At 73.4% G+C, this 19,728-nt stretch carries 20 protein-coding genes and 1 pseudogene; 16 read left to right on the forward strand and 5 right to left on the reverse strand.

Annotated features, from left to right (window positions below):
- Positions 1-3: 3 nt before the first annotated feature.
- A complete protein-coding gene (locus AB0F89_RS25940) occupies positions 4-273 on the reverse strand; it encodes a hypothetical protein (protein ID WP_367128202.1) in 270 nt (89 codons plus the stop codon).
- A 45-nt stretch (positions 274-318) separates the two neighbouring features.
- Here AB0F89_RS25940 and AB0F89_RS25945 point away from each other — a divergent pair, with 45 nt between their 5' ends.
- Positions 319-1,215, forward strand: a complete 897-nt coding sequence (locus tag AB0F89_RS25945) for a pentapeptide repeat-containing protein (protein ID WP_367128203.1) — start codon at positions 319-321, stop codon at positions 1,213-1,215.
- Positions 1,216-1,222: 7 nt separating this feature from the next.
- Here the strand turns inward: AB0F89_RS25945 and AB0F89_RS25950 are convergent, their stop codons facing one another.
- The gene (locus AB0F89_RS25950) at positions 1,223-1,738 is read right to left on the reverse strand and encodes a CGNR zinc finger domain-containing protein (RefSeq protein ID WP_367128204.1); all 516 of its coding nucleotides are present in this window, start codon (positions 1,736-1,738) and stop codon (positions 1,223-1,225) included.
- 198 nt (positions 1,739-1,936) lie between these two features.
- Here AB0F89_RS25950 and AB0F89_RS25955 point away from each other — a divergent pair, with 198 nt between their 5' ends.
- Positions 1,937-2,515 (forward strand): TetR/AcrR family transcriptional regulator, encoded by a 579-nt coding sequence (locus AB0F89_RS25955; RefSeq protein ID WP_367128205.1) that lies wholly within the window; start codon positions 1,937-1,939, stop codon positions 2,513-2,515.
- Positions 2,516-2,524: 9 nt separating this feature from the next.
- Here the strand turns inward: AB0F89_RS25955 and AB0F89_RS25960 are convergent, their stop codons facing one another.
- The gene (locus AB0F89_RS25960) at positions 2,525-3,412 is read right to left on the reverse strand and encodes a sucrase ferredoxin (protein WP_367128206.1); all 888 of its coding nucleotides are present in this window, start codon (positions 3,410-3,412) and stop codon (positions 2,525-2,527) included.
- Between the two features lie 154 nt (positions 3,413-3,566).
- Here AB0F89_RS25960 and AB0F89_RS25965 point away from each other — a divergent pair, with 154 nt between their 5' ends.
- Together AB0F89_RS25965 and AB0F89_RS25970 are read left to right on the forward strand one after the other, a co-directional pair.
- Positions 3,567-4,268, forward strand: a complete 702-nt coding sequence (locus tag AB0F89_RS25965; RefSeq protein WP_367128207.1) for a hypothetical protein — start codon at positions 3,567-3,569, stop codon at positions 4,266-4,268.
- Positions 4,256-4,969 carry an SDR family oxidoreductase gene (locus AB0F89_RS25970; RefSeq protein WP_367128208.1) on the forward strand — a complete coding sequence of 238 codons (714 nt, stop codon included), beginning with the start codon at positions 4,256-4,258 and terminating at the stop codon, positions 4,967-4,969. Before AB0F89_RS25965 ends, AB0F89_RS25970 begins: the two co-directional genes overlap by 13 nt.
- On the opposite strand, the gene map is transcribed toward AB0F89_RS25970, so the two are convergent.
- Positions 4,929-5,723 (reverse strand): type I methionyl aminopeptidase, encoded by a 795-nt coding sequence (gene map / locus AB0F89_RS25975; RefSeq protein WP_367128209.1) that lies wholly within the window; start codon positions 5,721-5,723, stop codon positions 4,929-4,931. The genes AB0F89_RS25970 and map overlap by 41 nt on opposite strands.
- A gap of 73 nt (positions 5,724-5,796) precedes the next feature.
- Between map and AB0F89_RS25980 the strand changes: the two genes are divergently transcribed.
- The 4 genes from AB0F89_RS25980 to AB0F89_RS25995 all read left to right on the forward strand — a co-directional run bounded on the left by AB0F89_RS25980 (position 5,797) and on the right by AB0F89_RS25995 (position 8,042).
- The gene (locus AB0F89_RS25980; RefSeq protein ID WP_367128210.1) at positions 5,797-6,054 is read left to right on the forward strand and encodes a helix-turn-helix domain-containing protein; all 258 of its coding nucleotides are present in this window, start codon (positions 5,797-5,799) and stop codon (positions 6,052-6,054) included.
- A gap of 4 nt (positions 6,055-6,058) precedes the next feature.
- Complete coding sequence (locus tag AB0F89_RS25985) at positions 6,059-6,673, forward strand: methyltransferase (protein ID WP_367128211.1); 615 nt, start codon at positions 6,059-6,061, stop codon at positions 6,671-6,673.
- Positions 6,674-6,713: 40 nt separating this feature from the next.
- Entirely contained in the window at positions 6,714-7,511 is a 798-nt protein-coding gene (locus tag AB0F89_RS25990; RefSeq protein WP_367128212.1) for a GNAT family N-acetyltransferase, read from the forward strand.
- Positions 7,512-7,574: 63 nt separating this feature from the next.
- Entirely contained in the window at positions 7,575-8,042 is a 468-nt protein-coding gene (locus AB0F89_RS25995; protein ID WP_367128213.1) for a MarR family winged helix-turn-helix transcriptional regulator, read from the forward strand.
- 9 nt (positions 8,043-8,051) lie between these two features.
- On the opposite strand, the pseudogene AB0F89_RS26000 reads toward AB0F89_RS25995, so the two are convergent.
- Positions 8,052-8,978, reverse strand: a pseudogene (locus tag AB0F89_RS26000) (helix-turn-helix transcriptional regulator); the annotation flags it as partial.
- A gap of 88 nt (positions 8,979-9,066) precedes the next feature.
- On the opposite strand from AB0F89_RS26000, the gene AB0F89_RS26005 reads away from it, so the two are divergent.
- From AB0F89_RS26005 to AB0F89_RS26040, 8 genes are all read left to right on the forward strand, one after another.
- Positions 9,067-9,480, forward strand: coding sequence for a VOC family protein (locus AB0F89_RS26005; RefSeq protein ID WP_367128214.1), 414 nt, complete (start codon positions 9,067-9,069; stop codon positions 9,478-9,480).
- Between the two features lie 105 nt (positions 9,481-9,585).
- Positions 9,586-10,803 (forward strand): glycosyltransferase, encoded by a 1,218-nt coding sequence (locus AB0F89_RS26010; RefSeq protein ID WP_367128215.1) that lies wholly within the window; start codon positions 9,586-9,588, stop codon positions 10,801-10,803.
- Positions 10,804-11,593: 790 nt separating this feature from the next.
- On the forward strand, positions 11,594-12,565 hold the full coding sequence (locus AB0F89_RS26015; protein ID WP_367128216.1) for a tyrosine-type recombinase/integrase: 972 nt from the start codon (positions 11,594-11,596) through the stop codon (positions 12,563-12,565).
- A 99-nt stretch (positions 12,566-12,664) separates the two neighbouring features.
- Positions 12,665-13,555 carry a Ku protein gene (locus tag AB0F89_RS26020; RefSeq protein WP_367128217.1) on the forward strand — a complete coding sequence of 297 codons (891 nt, stop codon included), beginning with the start codon at positions 12,665-12,667 and terminating at the stop codon, positions 13,553-13,555.
- A gap of 16 nt (positions 13,556-13,571) precedes the next feature.
- Positions 13,572-15,035 carry a non-homologous end-joining DNA ligase gene (gene ligD, locus AB0F89_RS26025; protein ID WP_367128218.1) on the forward strand — a complete coding sequence of 488 codons (1,464 nt, stop codon included), beginning with the start codon at positions 13,572-13,574 and terminating at the stop codon, positions 15,033-15,035.
- Entirely contained in the window at positions 15,025-15,930 is a 906-nt protein-coding gene (ligD, locus tag AB0F89_RS26030) for a non-homologous end-joining DNA ligase (RefSeq protein WP_367128219.1), read from the forward strand. Before ligD (AB0F89_RS26025) ends, ligD (AB0F89_RS26030) begins: the two co-directional genes overlap by 11 nt.
- Positions 15,931-15,969: 39 nt before the next feature.
- Positions 15,970-16,527, forward strand: a complete 558-nt coding sequence (locus tag AB0F89_RS26035) for a GrpB family protein (protein WP_367128220.1) — start codon at positions 15,970-15,972, stop codon at positions 16,525-16,527.
- A 93-nt stretch (positions 16,528-16,620) separates the two neighbouring features.
- Complete coding sequence (locus tag AB0F89_RS26040; protein WP_367128221.1) at positions 16,621-19,614, forward strand: BTAD domain-containing putative transcriptional regulator; 2,994 nt, start codon at positions 16,621-16,623, stop codon at positions 19,612-19,614.
- Positions 19,615-19,728 lie beyond the last annotated feature (114 nt).

Here is a 19,728-nt window from a genome sequence, read left to right on the forward strand (position 1 = left end):
ACTCTAGGGCAGGACCGGTCCCGGTCGGGTGATCCTGTTGGCGTGGCGGCGGCGCGCGCGGTGCGCGAGCAGGGCGATCAGCAGCAGCGGCCACGGGACCGGCAGCGGCGAGGCGGTCCAGGCGCCGGCGATCGGCAGCGCCCCGACCGCCGGCGCCGACGGGAGGCGGGCGGGCGCGGGCGGCGCGGGCAGGTCGGCGGTGAGCACGGCCGGGTGGGCGTGGTGTCCATGGCCGCGGTGCTCCGCGAACCGCGGTGTCGCGGCATCGGCCACGAAGCGGTGACGGGAAGTACGTCCGTCGACGTACCGGGTGGGGGCATGATCAGGGGTATGTCGTCGTGGTTGTGGCCGTTGGCGGTGGTTCTGGTCGTCGTCTGGATCGGGGTGCGGCACGCGCGCGCGTCCCGCTCGGAGACGTTGCTGGACGAGCACGCGCGGCGGCGGGTGGGCTCCGAGGGGGCCGCGCCGCCCGCCCCGGTGTCGGTGTGGCGGGAGGCCAACCGGCTGTTCCGGGCGGGCGAGGAGGAGGGGTTGCTGCTGCTGGCCGAGATCGGCAGGCAGGCGCCGCGGCGGCGGCAGGCGGTGGTGACGACGTGGTTGGCGGCGTTGCGGGGCGGGGTGAGCCTGGGGTTGGACGCGCCGTGGCGCACGGCGGTGCAGCGGGAGCTGGTGTCGCACCTGCGGCCGGGCGAGGACTTCTGGCCGGGGATGGACGTGGTGGCCCCGGGCGCGATCCTGGTGGACTTCGACCTGTCGGGGTGCCGGGTGAACCGGGTGGACCTGACGGGGGCGGTGTTCCTGGGCGACGCGCGGTTCGAGGCGATGACGGTGACCGGTGACGCGACGTTCGAGGGCGCGCGGTTCCTGCGGCACGCGGTGTTCACCGAGGCGTTGTTCGCGCGGTCGGTGTCGTTCGGGTTGGCGGTGTTCGCCGGGAACGTGTCGTTGCGCTCGGCGCAGGTGGCCGACCAGCTGCTGTTCGCGCGGGCGAAGGTGTCGGGTCGGGCGGACCTGCGGCGGGCCGAGGTGTCGGGCCGGGCCGACTTCCGGCACGTGCGCTTCGGCGGGCGGGCGTTGTTCGCCGAGGTGGTGTTCCAGCAGGACGCGTGGTTCCGGCACGCCTGGTTCCGGGGTCGCACCGACGTGGGGTCGGCGTTGATCGGGGAGGCGGCGGAGTTCGGCAGCGCCCGGTTCGGCCGCCGCGTCCTGCAGTGACCGGCGGTCAGACCGCCGTGCGGGTGCGGTGCCCGGCGACGTGGACGCGGTTGGCGCAGCGGGTGGTGCAGAAGCGGCGGCGACCGTTGCGGGAGGTGTCGACGTAGACGGTGCGGCAGCCGGGTCGGGCGCAGCGGCCGAGGCGGTGGGGGTCCTCGCAGACGGCGTGGGCGAGACCGGCGGCGGTGAAGGCGCGGACGCGGTGGGGTGTGGGCGCGTGCTCGGGGGCGAAGTGCAGGTGGGGCGCGCGGCCGTCGTGGGTGGAGATGTAGGGCTTGGCGGCGGCCTCGGTGAGCAGGTCGTTGACCAGGGCGACCTGGTCGGGGGTGCGGTCGAAGACGGGGGCGAGGCGGGCGGCCCAGGCGGTGAGCTCGCGGGCCTGCGCCTCGTCCAGGGCGCCGAGGGGTTTGTAGCCGTGCTCGCGCAGCAGGGCGAGCAGGTCGTCGGCGGTGCTGTCGGGCCGGGCGTTGACCAGGGCGGCGGCGAGTTCGGCCGCCGCCCCGCCGTAAGGGTTGAAATGCACTGAACCATGACATCACGCTGGTGCGGTGAACACCAGATGCCCCTGCTGCGGGTGGCCCAGCGCCGAGCGCGTGTACCCGGTCTCCTCGCACCGCTCGGTGGACTACGTGCGGTGCGTGTGCGGGGTGTGGCTGGTGCTGGAGGCGGGCCGGGTGGTGGCGACGGCGGGCGCGGGGCGATCGACTAGTGTCCCGTCACCGTGACGAGCCGTCGGGACCTGCTGTGCGACTGCGCGATCTCGGTGTTGGCGGCGCAGGGCGGGCGCGGGCTGACGCACCGGGCGGTGGACCGGGCCGCGGGGGTGCCGGAGGGCACGACGAAGAACTACTTCCCGTCGCGCGACGCGCTGCTCGGCGCGGCCGCGGACCGGATGACGTCCTCGCACGCGGCGGCGGTGCGGCGGTTGCGGGAGACGACGCCGGAGGGGGTCTCGCCGCAGGACGTGGCGCGGCTGTACCCGGCGCTGCTGCGGCGGGCGGTGCTGGAGGACCCGACGCAGCTGCTGGCGATGGTGGAGCTGTACCTGGAGGCGGTGCGCCGGCCGGGGGTGCGCGAGGCGCTGGGGCGGATGGCGGTGTCCAACGCCGAGGCGGGCGCGGGGCTGCACGCGGCGGCGGGGCTGGCGGGCGAGGTGCGCGGCGCGGGGCTGCTGGACGCCTACTTCCTGGGCGTGGCGGTGTCGTTGCTGGCGCTGCCCGAGGAGGCGTTGCGCGAGGTGGGCCTGGACGACCTGCCGGCGGTGGGGTTGGGCCTGTTCCACGCCGCCGTGACCCGGTGAGGCCGGCGCTCAGCCGACGGGGACGAGCCGTCGCACGTCGGTGGCGCGCAGCTCGGTGGCCGGGGTGGGCTCGGCGCCGCAGCTCGGCGGCCGGGTGAGGGGCAGCTCGCGGGCGGTGACGGTGACGCGCCAGGCGCGGCCGTCGGCGTGGTGGACGGTGTCGCCGCGCACGGTGAGCACGTCGCGGCGCTCGCCGGTGAGGTCGCGCACGGCGAGTTCGGCGACCTGACCGTGCGCGTCGTGGGTGGAGCGGCCCCGGCAGCGCTCGGTGACGACGCGGCCCGCGGCGGCGTGGTCGAGCAGCCGGGCGGCGAAGTCGGGGTCCAGGCGGCCGTAGGTGTAGCCGGTGGGCAGCAGCACGCCGGTGGGCGCGAACCGGTGGCCGCCGGTGTGGGTGCACTCCCAGACGGCGTCGGGGCGGGCGGCGGCGAGGTGTTCGGCCAGGGGACGGCCGCGCAGCGCGCAGCACACGTCGCGGCGGCTGTTGGCGCAGACCAGCAGCAGCGGCCCGGCGACGGGGGAGCCCAGGCCGGTGGGCGCGCCGGCGGCCAGGGCGGCGAAGTCGAGGTCGAGCAGGTCGGCGGGATCGGCGAGGTCGGCCCGCTCCAGACGGGACCGGCCGGGGGCGGTGACGGCGAGGTAGGCGCGGCGGGGCGCGTCGTGGTGGGTGTCGGCGTGGCGGCCGGGGCGGCGGATGAGCAGGACGCGGACGCCGGTGGCGGCGGCGCGGCGGGCGAGTTCGGCGCCCAGCGCGGGGTCCAACCGGCTCTCCACGAGGGCGTCGCGCCCCCACGGCCCGGGTTGTTCCAGGCAGATCCACGCCGCGGCGGTGGCGGCGGTGCCCGCCTGGGGTTCGTCGAGGTCCGCGGAGATCGCGGCGCAACGCGGCTCGGTCACCACCCCAGGGTGCCCTGGTGCGGCCGTTCGAGTGACACCGGGGTTCGGGTTCACGCTTCCGAGTGGATTCGGTGGCTGTGCGTGTAGCCGTGTTCGCGGTGGGTGGACGCCGTTCGGGGGGCCTGGGGCGGTGTCGGGCCGTAGGTTCACGGTCATGGTGATCACGGGAGAGGCGTCGGGCGTGCGGTTCGTGGCGATGCCGCCGCGCACGGCGGGCAGCCGGCGGCTGGTGGTGGTCTGGCACCTGATCGGCGAGCCGGACACCCCGGAGGGGATGGCCGCGGCGCTGCCGCTGGCGGGCCTGGACGCGTGGCGGGTGTACCCGGCGCTGCCGCCGTTCGGCGAGGGCCCCGACGGCGTGGCGGACGGGTACGCGCCCCTGGTCGAGGCGGCGCTGGCCGCGACGCCGGGGCTGCTGGAGAAGGCGCGGGCGCAGCTGGGCTGCGACGACGGGCCGGTGGACCTGGTGGGCGGCTCGGCGGGCGGCCACATCGCGCTGCTCACCGCCGTGCGCGGCCTGGCGCCGGTGCGGCGGCTGGCGGTGGTGAACCCGGCGGTGAGCGCGCAGGCCGTGGTGCGGGCGTCGGTGGACCTGGGCGTCCTGGCCCCCTACACCTGGACCGACGCCGCGCGCGCCGCCGCCGAACCCCTGGACGTCCCGGCCCGCGCGGCCGGGCTGGACGTGCCGCTGCTGGTCGTGCGCGGCGACGAGGAGTACCCGGCGTTCCGGCCGGTGCAGGACGCGCTGGTCGCCGCCGTGCCCGGCGCGCGGCTGGTGGAGGTGCCCGGCCTGGGCCACATGCTGGTGACCCGGCAGGACGTGGTGGACCGGGAGGTGACGGCGTGGCTGGCCTGATCGTGGTGACCGGCGGCAGCCGGGGCATCGGCGCGGCGGTGGTGCGGCGGGTGGCCGCCGACGGCGCCCGGGTGGTGATCGGCTACCGGGCCGCGGCCGACGAGGCACGGGCGCTGGCCGAAGAGGTGGGCGGGGTCGCGGTGCGGGCCGAGGTGTCCGACGAGGACGACGTCGACGCCCTGTTCGACGCCGCCGCCGACCTCGGCCAGGTCACCGGGGTGGTGATCAACGCCGGGATCACCAGCCCGGTGGGACCGCTGGCCCGGCTGCGGACCGAGGACCTGCGCCGGGTGCTGGAGGTCAACGTGGTCGGCGCGCTGCTGTGCGCGCGGCGGGCGGCCCGCGACCTGGTCGCCGGCGGGTCGATCGTGTCGCTGTCCTCGGTCGCGGCGACGCTGGGCGCGCCGGGGGAGTACGTGCACTACGCGGCCAGCAAGGCCGCGGTCGACGCGATGACCGTCGGCCTGGCCAAGGAGCTGGGACCGCGCGGCATCCGGGTCAACGCCGTCGCCGCGGGCACCGTCCGCACCCGGATCCACGAGCTGTCCGGCGTGCCCGACCGGCCCGACCGGGTGGCCCCGGCCATCCCGCTGGGCAGGCCCGGCGAGCCGGAGGAGATCGCCGAGGCGGTGGCGTGGCTGCTGGGGGAGGCCGCCTCGTTCACGACGGGCGCGGTGCTGCGGGTGGCCGGGGGGCTGTGAGCACCCGCGGGCCGTCCTCGGTGATCGCCACGGTGTGCTCGACGTGGGCGGCGCGGCTGCCGTCTGCGGTGTGCAGCGCCCAGCCGTCCTCGGCCGCGTAGTACGCGTCGCCCCCGCCGGCGTGGAACATCGGCTCGATCGCGATCGCCATCCCGGCCCGCAGGGTCAGCCCCCGCCCCGGACTGCCCTCGTTGGGCACGCCCGGCGCCTCGTGCATGGCCCGGCCGATGCCGTGCCCGCCGAAGTCCGCGGGCATCCCGTAGCCGGCGGCCCGGCCGATCACGCCGACGGCGTGCGACACGTCGCCCAGCCGCGCCCCCGGCACCGCCGCGGCGATCCCGGCCTCCAGGGCGCGCCGCGCGGTGTCGATGAGCAGCACGTCGGCGGGGTCGGCCTCGCCCACGACGAAGCTGATCGCCGAGTCGCCGTGCCAGCCGTCCAGGTGCGCGCCGCAGTCGACGCTGACCAGGTCGCCCTCGCGCAGCCGGTAGCCGTCGGGGATGCCGTGCACGACCAGGTCGTTGACCGAGGCGCAGATGACGCCGGGGAACGGGGTCGGCGCGAACGCCGGGTGGTAGCCCAGGAACGACGACCCCGCGCCGGCGTCCCGGATGACCTGGTGGGCCACCTCGTCCAGCTCCAGCAGGGAAACCCCGACCCGGGCCCGCGCGCGGACCGCCGCGAGCGCGTCGGCCACCACCAGACCGGCGGCGCGCATGGCGTCCAGCTCGCCGGGGCTCTTCAACTCGATCACCACTGGACTCCCACCGTCGGACCTCCGCCTGACACCGCTACCGGTATTAGTATCCCGGTATTAGTATCACAGCATGGTGCGACAGCCACTCACCCAGTCCGACCGCGACCGCGGCGAACGCCTCGGCGAGCTGCTGCGCCTGGCCCGCGGCCCCCGCAGCATGGTGGACGTCGCCGCGGCCGCCGGCATCTCCGTCGAAACCCTCCGCAAGATCGAACGCGGCCGGGTCCCCACCCCCGCCTTCTTCACCGTCGCCGCCCTCTGCGACGCCGTCGGCCTCTCCCTGGACGCCCTGTCCCGCGCCCTGGAACCCCAGCGGCTGTCCGCCTAGACCGGTGCCCGACACCGACCACACCGCCCTGGTCCGCTCGCTGACCACCCCACGCCCCGTCCCGCTGGCGCCCGACATCGTGCTGCGCACCGCCGACGACGTCACCGCCCTGTGGGAGCGCACCGGCTCACCCGAACCACCGTTCTGGGCCTTCCCCTGGGCCGGCGGCCAAGCCCTGGCCCGCCACGTCCTGGACCACCCCGACCTCGTCGCCGGCCGCCGCGTGCTCGACCTCGCCGCCGGCTCCGGCCTCGTCGCCATCGCCGCAGCCCGCGCCGGCGGCCACGTCACCGCCGCCGACATCGACCCCCTCGCGGCCGCCGCCATCGCCCTCAACACCCGCGCCAACGCCGTCACCGTCACCACCACCACCGACGACCTGCTCGACACCACCCCCGACACCGACGTCCTGCTCGCCGGCGACGTCTTCTACGACCGCGACATGGCCGCCCGCGTCGAACCGTTCCTGCTGGCCGCCCACCGCCGCGGCGCCCTCGTCCTCGTCGGCGACCCCCACCGCTCCCACCTGCCCCGCGTCGCCACCCACGCCGTGCCCGTGCCCCACCACCTCGAAGGCGTCGAGGTCAAGACGACCACCGTGTGGCGACCCGCGCCCTGACCCACGCCCCGGCCCGCACCCACCACTAGAGTCGCCGATCATGCGCGAAATGCGGGAACTCGCCCGCCGCACCTGGCCCGACGGCCGCTGGCACGCCGGGGGACTGACCTGGTCGCTGCACGAGCACCCCCACACCGACCAGCCCACCCGCACCTGGGGCGACCGCGCCTGGGGCCGACTGCCCGCACCCGGCGTCCTGCAGTGGCAGGTCCACCCCGACCACCCCGAACTCGCCGACGACGTCCTGGACTGGGCCACCGGCGCCACCGACCTCACCGAAGTCGTCGCCTGGTCCGGCGAACCCCACCAGCTCGACGCCCTCACCCGCCACGGCTACCGCCCCGCACCCGGCCCCTTCCTCATCCGCCTCGCCCGCGGCCTCGACCACCTGCCCACCACCACCCCACCCGCCGGCTACCACCGCGCCCACGTCACCGACGACCTCGTGCCAGCCCGCGTCCACGCCCACCGCGCCGCCTGGCACCCCTCCCACGTCACCGAGGACGGCTACCGCGCCCTGCGCGCCGCCGAGCCCTACCGCGAACACCTCGACCGCGTCGTCCTCGCGCCCGACGGCGCCGTCGCCGCCTCCTGCCTGGCCTGGCTGGACGACGGCGTGGGGGAGTGCGAACCCGTCGGCACCCACCCCGACCACCGCCGCCTCGGCCTGGCCCGCACCGCCACCCTCGACGCCCTGCACGCCCTGCGCGACCTCGGCGCCCACACCGCCGTCGCCCACGCCCGAGGCGACGACGCCCACCCCGTCCCCGCCCACCTCTACCGCTCGGTGGGCTTCCTGCCGACCGGCCAGCGGACCCTCACCTACCGCCGCCCCTGACCCGCCCGGCCCCTCGCCCCCGACCCGCCCGCCCAGAAACAACAGCGCTGTTACATTAGGGGAGTGGACCACCACCCCGCACGCGACTACCTCGGCACCCGCCTGCGCCACCTGCTCGACCTGCTCGACGCCGACCTCGCCCGCGTCTACACCGACCTCGGCCTACCGGACTTCCGCCCCCGCTACACCCCGGTCATCCAACTCGTCCGCGCCAGAGGACCCCAGTCCATCCGCGACCTGGCCGACACCATCGGCGTCACCCACTCCGCCATCAGCCAAACCGTCAACCAGATGCGCCGCGACAACCTCGTCGACCTCCACCCCGGCGACGACGCCCGCACCCGCATCGTCCACCTCACCGACCACGCCCACGCCATCCTGCCCACCCTCGACGCCGAGTGGAACGCCACCGCCGCCGCCGTCCGCGACCTCGACGCCGAACTGCCCCACCCCCTCACCGACCTCATCGCCACCACCCTGCGAGCACTGGGGGACAAGCCCCTGCGCGACCGCATCCACGACCACCTCTGACCCGTTCGCCGCCACCAACTCCGCACCCAACCGCGCCAACTCCGCCCGCACCTCCACCGACTCCACCACCTCCACCAACCCACCCCACCCCGCCAACACCTGCGCGATCATCAACGGCCCCGACGCCGACACCCGCAACCGCACCCGACCACCCACCTCCGCCACCACCTCGCACTGCAACCCGAACTGATCACGCAACACACCCGCGAACCGCGACTCCACCGACACCACCGCCGACACCGACGACCGCCGCCGCTCCACCTCCGACACCACCCGACCCCACGCCACCGACAAGTCGAACCCCGCCGGCCGCGCGAACACCTCCTCCGTCACCCGCGCCGACACCACCCGATCCACCCGGAACGTCCGCTCACCCCCACCCGTCCCCGCCACCAAGTACCAAACCTCGTCCTTCTCCACCAACCCCCACGGCTCCACCACCCGCTCCGACCGCACCCGCCCACGCCCCTCGTACCCCAACACCACCCGCCGCCGCCCCACCACCGCCTCCTGCAACACCCCCACCAACCCCGGCCGACCCCGGCCCTCCCGACCCCACCCCGCCACATCCACCACCACCGCGTCCGCCGCCGCCAACGCACCCTCCCGGAACGTCTCCGGCAACGCCCGCACCAACTTCCGCAACGCCGCCCGCACCTCCGGCGACCCCGCCGCCGCCGGACCCACCAACAAGAACAACGCCCGCGCCTCCGCCGAGGACAACCCGCTCAGATCCGTCCGCGCCCGCCCCACCAACCGCCAACCACCACCACGCCCCGGCTGCGGGTACACCGGCACCCCCGCCGACGACAACGCCTCCAGGTCCCGACGCGCCGTCGCCACCGACACCTCCAACTCGGCCGCCAACTCCGCCGCCGTCACCCGCCCCCGCGCCTGCATCAACAACAACACCGCCACCAACCGATCCGCACGCATGACCCCAGTCTCACCCCCAAAGTGCTCACAAGGTCAGCACTTCACCCACCACCCTGGGAGACACCGACGACGAGAAAGAAGACCCACCATGCTCCGCGGACTCACCACCACCAGCTTCTTCGCCGACGACCTCGACGCCGCAGCCGCCTGGTACACCCGGCTCTTCGGCATCGAGCCCTACTTCAAGGTCCCCAACGGCTACATCGAGTTCCGCATCGGCGACTACGAACACGAATTCGGCATCGTCCACAGCGACCACGCACCCCACGACACCCGCACCGGCCCCGCCGGAGCCATCGCCTACTGGGCCGTCGACGACCTCGACACCACCCTCGCCCGCCTCACCGAACTCGGCGCCACACCCCACGACCCGCCCACCCGCCGCGGCGACGGCTACACCACCGCCAGCGTCATCGACCCCTTCGGCAACATCCTCGGCATCATGATCAACATCCACTACCACGACATCCTCGACCGCCACACCCACCCCGAAACCCCCTGAACAGCACCGGGCAACCCCGAAGCACGGGGGCTGTACCGGTTCCGACACCACGATAAAGTCCGCACTCCTGCCAGCGCCCCACGCCAGCGCCCCCAAGGAGCACGGATGCCGCCGCGGATCTCGGTCGTGATCCCCACCTACAACCGCGCCGAACTGCTCCGCCGCACCCTCGACAGCCTCGCCGACCAACACCTCCCACCCGACGACTACCAGGTCATCGTCTCCGACGACGGCTCCACCGACCACACCACCACCGTCATCGACACCTTCACCCACCGCCTCGACCTGCACTACCACCACCAACCCGACCTCGGCCGCCGCCTCCCACTCGCCCGCAACCAAGGCGCCCGCCTCGCCACCGCACCCGTCCTCGCCTTCCTCGACTGCGGCACCCTCGCCGGACCCGACTTCCTCAACGCACACCTCCACGCCCACACCACCACCGACCACCCCCTCCTCAACCTCGGCTACGCCTACGGCTACCAACCCTGGAACCCCACACCCGGCCTCGCCGACGCCATCACCACCCACACCCCCAGCCAGGTCCACCAGCAGTTCAAGGACGACCCCGGCTTCCGCGACATCCGCCACGAACCCCTCGCCGCCGTCGACTTCCAACCCGACCGCCTCGCCTACCCCTGGCTCTACGCCTGGGGCATGAACCTCTCCCTGCGCGCCACCGACTTCCACGCCGTCGGCGGCTTCGACGAGCGCTTCACCAGCTGGGGCACCGAAGACCTCGAACTCGGCTACCGCCTCCACAAGCACGGCCTCGCCACCCGCTTCGACCTCACCGCCTGGGCCGTCGAACCACCGCACGAACGCGACACGGGGGAGATGCTGGCCAGCGCCAAGCGCACCATGCGCCAGTTCCTCGACAAGACCCACGAACCCGACGTCGAACTCATCTGGGCCGCCCTCGAACGCGACGACCCGCTCATCGCCGAAGCCGAGCACCACACCCTCACCCAATGGACCGAACGAGCCCGCACCCTCGACGTCCGCCCCGAGATCGACCGCCACACCGCCGACGCCGGGGGACCGGTCTGCGTCCTCGGCTGCGGCGGCGACATCCCCGACACCCTGCCCGAGGGCAGCGTCCTGATCGACTTCGACGCCGAACTCCTCGCCAAGGCAGGCGGCGGACACACGCGCCACCACGCCATCGGCCTCCAGATCCCGCTCCCGGACGACGCGGTCGACCGCGTCGTCATCACGTCGCGCCTCGAAGGCATGTGGAGCACGTGGGGCGACGTCATCACCGCCGAGGCCCGCCGGGTCGGCAGGGAAGTGCCCCGGACGACCTCCGAACGTCTTACTTAACATAATGTAGATTATCGGCGTTACGAACAGCCTGGTCACGGTGCCGGAGCGCGGACCGTCCACACAGGCCGAACGCACGTTCCGCAAACACCGCGCACCGACACCTCCGGCGCGCCGTCGATCCGCCTGCGTGTCCAGCCCGCACACACAGACAACGACGCGGCGGACGCCTGGTGGGTCGGCGGCAGCGCCGGGCGACCGGGAAGGCGACGGGTCGATGGCGCGGCGTCGCGTCGGCGTCCCGGCACACCACCAGAGAAACGTCACGGTGACGGATCAACGGTGGTGTCAGCGGACATCGACGCGACGCACACCGCGCGACGACGTCGGCGTTGATCAACCCGGCGGCGCCCCGAGGAGGTCCCAGCCGCTCGGCACCGCGCCCCGCCGGCCGTCCAGGAGCCGGTGCGACGCGCGTCGAGCGCGCAGTGCACGCGAACGCACGTTCCAGGGGTCGAACCGGCCGACGACGAGGTGCCCAAGAGAGGCATCCCCCAGTTGGGCCCCGACCCCTTCCGGACCACCTTTTGATGGATAATTGCCATTATCCATGAGTTGATCATGGTTGTGGGTGCAGGAGCTGTTCGCTGCCGCTCCGGCACGGCTGCCGCCGCACGGCGCACGGCGCCCGCCCCCTCGCCTCCCCGCGGCCCTGCGCGTGCTCGTTCGCTCGTGCGTTCGCCGACACGGGACCGGCGCATCGGGTGAACCTGCCGGATATCGCCTCACTCCCCTCCCCTGCCGTCGTGGGCGCGTCGGATTGTCGGTGGTGTGCGGTAAGAAGATCGACATGCGTGTGCTTGCCGCTCAGGAGTCGTTCTTCCTCGCCCGTCGGCCGAGGAAGGACTCGCCGCACACCACGGCGGCGTACCGGCGTGACCTGGCGGGGGTGACGTCGTTGCTGGCGGAGGTGACGGGCACTCCCCCGGACGGCCTGGTGATGGCGGACCTGTCGGCGCGGAACCTGCGGGCGGCGTTCGGGGTGTTCGCGGATTCGCACGCGAAGTCGTCGGTGTTGCGGGCGTGGTCGACGTGGAACCAGTTCTTGACGTTCTGCGTGGCGGAGGAGTTGGTGGCGGGCAATCCGATGGGTGCGGTGGCGCGACCGAAGACGCCGCCGCTGGTGCCGAAGCCGTTGCGGGGTGAGGACACGCCGGAGCGGTTGTTGGCGGCGGCGGCGGAGGGCGCGCGGAAGGCGCGTGATCCGTGGCCGGAGCGGGACGTGCTGGTGTTGGCGTTGGGTTTGGTGGCGGGTTTGCGGTCGGCGGAGATGCGGACGTTGACGTTGGCGTCGGTGGTGGGTAGGCCGGGTGAGCGGCGGTTGCACGTGGCGGGCAAGGGGAATCGGGATCGGTCGGTGCCGATCGAGCCCGCGATGGATCGGATCATCGAGCAGTACTTGGTGTCGTGTCGGCGGCGTTTTCCGCAGGGGCGGTTCGATCGGGGGTCGGCGTTGTTGCGCGATCGGCACGGTGAGCCGATCGGGCGGGGTGGGTTGGAGTACTTGGTGCGGTCGTGCTTCCGGTGGGCGGGTTTGCACGACCGGGTGCCGTCGGGGGCGAATTTGCACGCGTTGCGGCACACGTTCGCGACGCGGTTGGCGGAGGACGGGGCGTCGGCGTCGGAGATCATGGCGTTGTTGGGTCATGCGTCGTTGGCGACGTCGCAGAACTACATCGAGGCGACGGCGCGGGAGCGGCGGGCGGCGGTGGCGGGTAATCGGACGTACGTGTCGTTGGCGCGTTTGCCGGAGCGGGAGTAGTGGTGTTGGTGGGTGGGGTTTGTCGTGGTGTGCTCGATTGTTAGCCCGTTCGGGTGACGTGTTGGTGCGGATCGTGCTGGTAGGGGGTAGTCACGTGGCATGAGGTCCGTGTGGCGTGGGGCGATCTCCTTCGGGTTGGTGACGATCGGTGTGCGGTTGTACACGGCCACGGAGGAGCACGACTTCCGGTTCAACCAGGTGCACCGCGAGGATGGCGGGCGGATCCGGTACCGGCGGGTGTGCCAGGTGTGCGGTGAGGAGGTCGCTTACGCCGACATCGCGAAGGGTTATGAGCTGGACGACGGTCGGGTCGTGGTGATGGAGGCCGAGGACTTCGACAAGTTGCCGATCAGCACCGATCACGCGATCGACGTGTTGGAGTTCGTGCCGGTCGAGGAGATCGATCCGATTTATTTTCAGAAGACTTATTACTTGGAGCCGGACAAGGCGGCGACGCGTCCTTATGTGTTGTTGCGGACGGCGTTGGAGCGGAGTGGTCAGCTGGCGGTGGTGAAGATCACCATTCGGCAGCGGGAGACGTTGGCGATGTTGCGGGCGCGGGATGAGTTGTTGGTGATGCACACGATGTTGTGGCCGGATGAGGTGCGGAAGCCTGATTTCGAGTTCTTGGACTCGGAGGTGGAGGTGCGTCCGCAGGAGTTGAAGATGGCGGCGTCGTTGGTGGACAGCATGGCGGGGTCTTTTGATCCGGGTGATTTCACCGATGATTACACGGTGGCGATGCGGAAGGTGATCGAGGCGAAGGCGGAGGGTGCGGAGTTGCCGGATCGGCCTGAGGTGGAGGCCGGTGAGGTGATCGATCTGATGACGGCGTTGGAGCGGAGTGTGGAGCAGGCGAAGTCGGCGCGGGGTGGGGTGTCGGCCGGTCGCAAGCCGGTGGCGCGGAAGTCGGGGTCGGGGTCGTCGGGTAAGGCGTCGGGGGCGGGGTCGCGGAAGGCTCCGGCGAAGAAGAAGGCGAAGCCCGCCTGAGGCGGGGCGGCGTGGGATGGGTGGGGATCTTTCGGAGTACCGGCGCAAGCGGGTGGCGGGGCGGACGCCGGAGCCGGTGCCGGGTGGGGACGGGGTGGTGTCGGGGGGTGGTGGTGACACGTTCGTGATCCAGGAGCACCACGCGTCGCGGTTGCACTGGGATGTGCGGTTGGAGCGGGGTGGGGTGTTGGTGTCGTGGGCGGTGCCGAAGGGGTTGCCGTCGGAGCCGGGGGTGGTGCGGTTGGCGGTGCGCACCGAGGATCACCCGTTGGAGTACGCGTCGTTCTCGGGGGTGATCCCGCGGGGTGAGTACGGGGCGGGTGAGGTGGTGATCTGGGATCGCGGTCGGTACGAGACGGTGAAGTGGTCGGACCGCGAGGTGGACGTGGTGTTGCACGGGTCGCGGGTGGAGGGTGGGTTCGTGTTCTTCCGCGGCGGGTCGGGTGGTGGTTCGCCGGGTGGTGGGTCGGGGTGGATGGTGCGGCGGCGGCAGGGGGCGGTGCGGCCGGGGTGGGTGGGGTTGCCGGAGTCGGTGGCGCCGATGTTGGCGACGCCGGCGGTGGAGTTGCCGGGTCCGGCGTCGAGGTGGGCGTTCGAGTTCAAGTGGGACGGGGTGCGGGCGGTGGCGCGGGTGGAGGGTGGTCGGGTGCGGTTGACGAGTCGGTCGGGCAACGACGTGACGGGGACGTATCCGGAGTTGCAGGGGTTGGGTGCGCAGTTGGGCGCGACGGAGGTGTTGTTGGACGGGGAGATCGTGGCGTTGGCGGGTGGGCGGCCGAGCTTCGGGGCGTTGCAGCGGCGGATGCACGCGTCGGCGGCGCAGGCGCGGCGGTTGGTGGCGGGGACGCCGGTGACGTTCCTGGTGTTCGACGTGTTGCACCTGGACGGCTCCCCCACGGTGGACCTGCCGTATTCGCGGCGGCGGGAGTTGTTGGAGGGGTTGGGGCTGCGGGGTGCTCATTGGTTGACGCCGAGGTCGTTCCCGGGTGCGGGTGCGGCGGTGTTGGCGGCGAGTCGGGAGCAGGGGTTGGAGGGGGTGGTGGCGAAGCGGCTGGATTCGCGGTACTCGCCGGGGCAGCGGTCGCCGTGGTGGGTGAAGGTGACGTCGGTGTTGACGCAGGAGGTGGTGGTCGGGGGGTGGCGGCCGGGGGTGGGCAAGCGGGCGGGTCTGGTGGGGTCGTTGTTGGTGGGTGTCCCGGGCGAGGGGGGCGGGTTGGTGTTCGCGGGGTCGGTGGGGACGGGGTTCGACCAGGCGGAGCTGGAGGTGTTGACGGCGCGGTTGTCGTCGTTGGGGGTGGGGCGGTCGCCGTTCGCGGAGGGGGTGCCGCGGGAGCGGGCGCGGGGTGCGCGGTGGGTGCGGCCGGTGTTGGTGGGTGAGGTGGTGTTGCGGCAGTGGACGGCGGATGGCCGGATGCGGTTCCCGGCGTGGCGGGGGTTGCGGCCGGACAAGTCGCCCGGGGAGGTGCGGCGTGGCGGGTGACGCGCTGGTGCGGGTGGAGGGTCGGCGGTTGAAGCTGACGAACCTGGACAAGGTGCTGTACCCGGAGGTGGGGTTCACCAAGGCGGAGGTGATCGACTACTACACGCGGATCGCGCCGGTGTTGTTGCCGCACGTGGCGGGTCGGCCGATGACGGTGCGGCGGTACCCGGACGGGGTGGGTGGGAAGTCGTTCTTCGAGAAGAACGCGCCGTCGCACGCGCCGGAGTGGGTGCGGACGGTGCGGGTGGCGACGCCGGGGTCGTCGCGGGGTGCGGGGTATGCGGACTTCGTGGTGGTGGACGGGTTGGCGACGTTGGTGTGGTTGGCGAACCTGGCGGCGTTGGAGTTGCACGTGCCGCAGTGGTCGGTGGGTGCGCGGGGTGGGCGGCGCTCCCCCGACTGGGTGGTGTTCGACCTGGATCCGGGTGAGCCGGCGACGGTGGTGGAGTGCTGTCGGGTGGCGTGCCGGGTGCGGGAGGTGTTGGTGGGTGACGGGTTGTCGCCGGTGGTGAAGACGAGCGGGTCGAAGGGGTTGCAGGTGTGCGCGGCGGTGTCGGTGTCGTCGCCGGAGCGGACGTCGGAGTACGCGAAGGGGGTGGCGCGGCGGTTGGCGGGTGAGTTCCCGGGTGAGGTGGTGTGGCGGATGGGGCGGGCGGAGCGGGTGGGGCGGGTGTTGGTGGACTGGTCGCAGAACAACCCGGCGAAGACGACGGTGGCGCCGTACTCGTTGCGGGCGCGCGGGCTGCCGTCGGTGTCGACGCCGGTGACGTGGGCCGAAGTGGAGGGGTGCCGGGTGGTGGAGGACCTGGTGTTCCTGGCCGACGAGGTGCGGGAGCGGGTGGCGGGGTCGGGTGACCTGTTCGGCGGGGGAAAGTCGGTGCCGTTGCCGCGGTAGGCGTCGTATCCTGGCCGACTGCCTATCGGAGGGATGATCATGCGGCGTGAGGCGAGCGGGGACGAGGAGATCCGGGCGGCGTGGGTGGAGGAGCCGCCGGTGTTGAACTCGGCGGTGCGCCTGGTGGAGTACGACCCGGCGTGGCCGGGGTTGTTCGAGCGGGAGGCCCGGCGGGTGCGGTCGCTGCTGGGTGGCGAGGTGCTGCGGTTGGAGCACGTGGGGTCGACGTCGGTGCCGGGGTTGGCGGCGAAGCCGATCGTGGACATGGTGCTGGTGGTGGCCGATCCGGCGGACGAGTCGCGGTACGTGGCGCCGTTGGAGGCGGCCGGGTACCGGTTGGTGATCCGGGAGCCGGAGTGGCACGAGCACCGGGTGTTGAAGGGGCCGGACACGGACGTCAACCTGCACGTGCACCCGCCGTCGAGTCCGGAGGTCGCGCGGATGGTGGCGTTCCGGGACCGGTTGCGGTCCGATGAGGCGGATCGGGTGTTGTACGAGCGGGTGAAGCGGGAGCTGGCGGCGCGGACCTGGACTTACATCCAGCACTACGCGGATGCGAAGAGCGCGGTGGTGGACGACATCATGTCGCGCGCCTGAGGTTTTCCGGGGTGGGTGGCCGCGGGGTCCGGGTTGTCGGGTGCTCCGGGGGTTCGGGCTTCGCGGTGTCGGCGGTTCGGGGAGGATTCGCGGGTGCGGTTCGGGTTGTTGGGTCCGATGGTGGTGCGGCGCGCGGACGGGTCGCCGGTGCGGGTCGGCGGGCCGCGGTTGCGGGCGTTGTTGGCGTTGTTGGCGGTGGACGCGGGGCGGGTGGTGGGTGTCGGTCGGGTGCGGGAGGCCCTGTACGGGTCGCGGCCGCCGGTGGGGGTGGACAACGCGATCCAGTCGCAGGTGTCGCGGTTGCGGGCGGTGCTGGACGTGGAGGTGGAGCGTTCGGCGGCCGGGTACCGGTTGGTGGTGGACCCGGGTGAGGTGGACGCGGTGCGGTTCGAGGAGCTGGTGGCGCGGGGTCTGCCGGGTGAGGCGCTGGCGTTGTGGCGTGGTCCGGCGTTGCGGGACGTGGGTGAGGCGCCGTTCGCGGCGGTGTGCGCGGCCCGGTGGGAGGAGCTGCGGTTGCGGGCGGTGGAGGAGCACGACGGGGCGCCGGTGGGGTTGTTGCGGGAGTTGGTGGCGGCGCACCCGACGCGGGAGCGGTTGGTGGCGCGGTTGGTGCGGGCGCTGCACCGGGAGGGGCGGCAGGCGGAGGCGTTGGAGGTGTTCGGGCGGGCGCGGCGGGTGTTGGTGGAGGAGTTGGGCGCGGACCCCTCCCCCGTGCTGGCGGCGGCGCACGGCGAGGTGGTGCGGGGTGAGCGGCCGGTGGCGCGGCGGGTGCTGCCGGCGCAGTTGACGGGTTTCGTGGGTCGTGAGGTGGAGTTGGGGTGGGTGGGTGAGGCGTTGGCGGCGTTCCGGTTGGTGACGTTGACGGGGCCCGGTGGGGTGGGCAAGACGCGGTTGGCGGTGGAGGCGGCGGGTCGGGAGTCGGGTGAGGTGTTCTTCGTGGACCTGGCGCCGTTGGGGGTGGGTGGTGACGTGCCGCGGGCGGTGGTGTCGGCGTTGGGGTTGCGGGAGGACGGGTTGCGGCCGGTGACGGCGCCGGTGGCGCGGTTGGTGGCGGCGTTGCAGGACCGGCCGGTGCTGGTGGTGCTGGACAACTGCGAGCACGTGGTGGACGACGTGGCGGCGTTGGCGGGGGCGTTGTTGCCGGCGTGTCCGGGGTTGCGGGTGTTGGCGACGTCGCGGGAGGCGTTGGGGGTGACGGGCGAGGCGGTGCGGCCGGTGCCGCCGTTGGGGGTGGAGGGGGTGTCGTCGGCGGCGGTGCGGTTGTTCGCGGATCGGGCGGTGGCGGTGAACCCGTCGTTCCGGTTGGACCCGGTGACGGCGCCGGTGGTGGCGGGGATCTGCCGGGCGTTGGACGGGTTGCCGCTGGCGATCGAGTTGGCGGCGGCGCGGGTGCGGTCGTTGCCGGTGGCGGAGGTGGCGGCCCGGTTGGGTGACCGGTTCGGGTTGTTGTCGCGGGGCAGTCGGGCGGTGGTGGCGCGGCACCGGACGTTGCACGCGGTGGTGGAGTGGAGTTGGGGGTTGTTGGCGCAGGACGAGCGGGTGGTGGCGCGGCGGTTGACGGTGTTCCGGGGTGGGGTGACGTTGGCGGGTGCGGCGGCGGTGTGCGGGGTGGCGGGTGTGGAGGAGTTGGTGCCGTCGTTGGCGGACAAGTCGTTGGTGGAGGTGTCCGGTGACCGCTACCGGATGTCGGAGACGATCCGGGAGTTCTGCGCGGCGCGGTTGGCGGAGTCCGGTGAGGAGCAGGTGGTGCTGCGGGCGCACGCGGAGCACTTCGCGGGGTTGGCGGCGGAGGCGGCGCCGCACCTGTTCGGGGCGGAGCAGCTGGTGTGGTTGGCGCGGTTGGCGGCGGAGGACGAGAACCTGACGGCGGCGGCGCGGTGGGCGGCGGCGCACGACCACGCGGTGGCGTTGCGGTTGGCGGCGGACCTGGGGTGGCCGTGGTGGTTGCGGGGTTCGCGGACGCAGGGTGCGGAGCTGGCGGCGGAGGTGGTGCGGGCGGTGGGGCCGCAGGCGCCGCCGGGGTTGGCGGAGGAGCACTTGTTGTGCGTGGTGAACGCGTCGTCGACGGGTGCGGGGTTGCCGGGCGCCCCGTCGCCGCGGGAGCCGTTGCCCAGGGGGTTGCCGGGTCGGCCGACGCGGCCGTTCCTGACGGTGTTGTGGGGTATGGCGCACGGGGCGCCGTCGGGGGGCGCGGCGGAGTTGGCGCGGTTGCGAGGGCGGTTGTTGGGGTCGGGGACGTGGAGTCGGGCGCTGGGCCGGTTGGGGTCGGGGATGCAGCACCGGTACGCGGGGCGGGTGGGTGCGGCGCGGGAGGACTTCGGTGCGGCGTTGGCCGGGTTCCGGGAGGTGGGTGAGCGGTGGGGCACGTCGTTGGCGTTGGCGCAGTTGGCGGCGTTGGCGCGGGCCGGTGGGGAGCTGGGGGTGGCGGTGGGGTTCCTGGACGAGGCGTTGGCGTTGTCGCGGTCGTTCGGGGCGAACGAGCACACGGCGAACCTGTTGTGCGTGCGGTCGGAGTGGGCGTGCCATGGCGGTGACCTGGACGGCGCGGCGGCCGATGTGGAGGAGGCGGCGGTGCTGGCGCGGTCGCAGGGGGCGGTGGAGACGGTGGCGCAGGCGTTGCTGGGTCGGGCGGAGGTGGCGCGGCGGCGTGGTGAGGCGGGTGCGGCGCGGCGGTGGTGCGAGGAGGCGTTGCGGGTGTGCCCGCGGGGGTGGTTCGGGCCGGAGCAGGTGCGGTCGTTGGCGCACGTGACGGCGGGGTGGGTGGAGTTGGGGTGCGGTGACGGCGTGGCGGCGGCGCGGGCGTGGGGTCGGGCGGCGGTGTCGGCGTTGGAGTGGGGCAACCAGGTGGTGTTGGCGCGGGTGGTGGAGGGGCACGCGGCGGCGGCGGTGGCGGCCGGTGACGGTGAGCGGGCGGCGGTGCTGGTCGGTGCGGCGCGGGGGTTGCGGGGCGAGGTGGTGGTGGTCGACCCGGAGGTGGTGGCGGTGGAGCGGGCCGCGCGGGCTGCGGTGGGCGGCCGGTTCGACGTGGTGTCGGCGCGGGGCGCGGCGTTGGGGTGGGACGGGGTGGCGGCCCTGCTCGACCCGTGACGCGCCGGGGTCGCGGACCGGGTCCGGTGGGGACAGTGGGTCCGCTCCCCCGGTGTGGAGCGGGACGGGGACGGTGAGGGCGGCCGGGGCGGGGTGGGTCTCCTAGGCTGGTGG

Origin of the sequence: Saccharothrix sp. HUAS TT1 (genome assembly GCF_040744945.1) — a bacterium.
Lineage (GTDB): Bacteria > Actinomycetota > Actinomycetes > Mycobacteriales > Pseudonocardiaceae > Actinosynnema.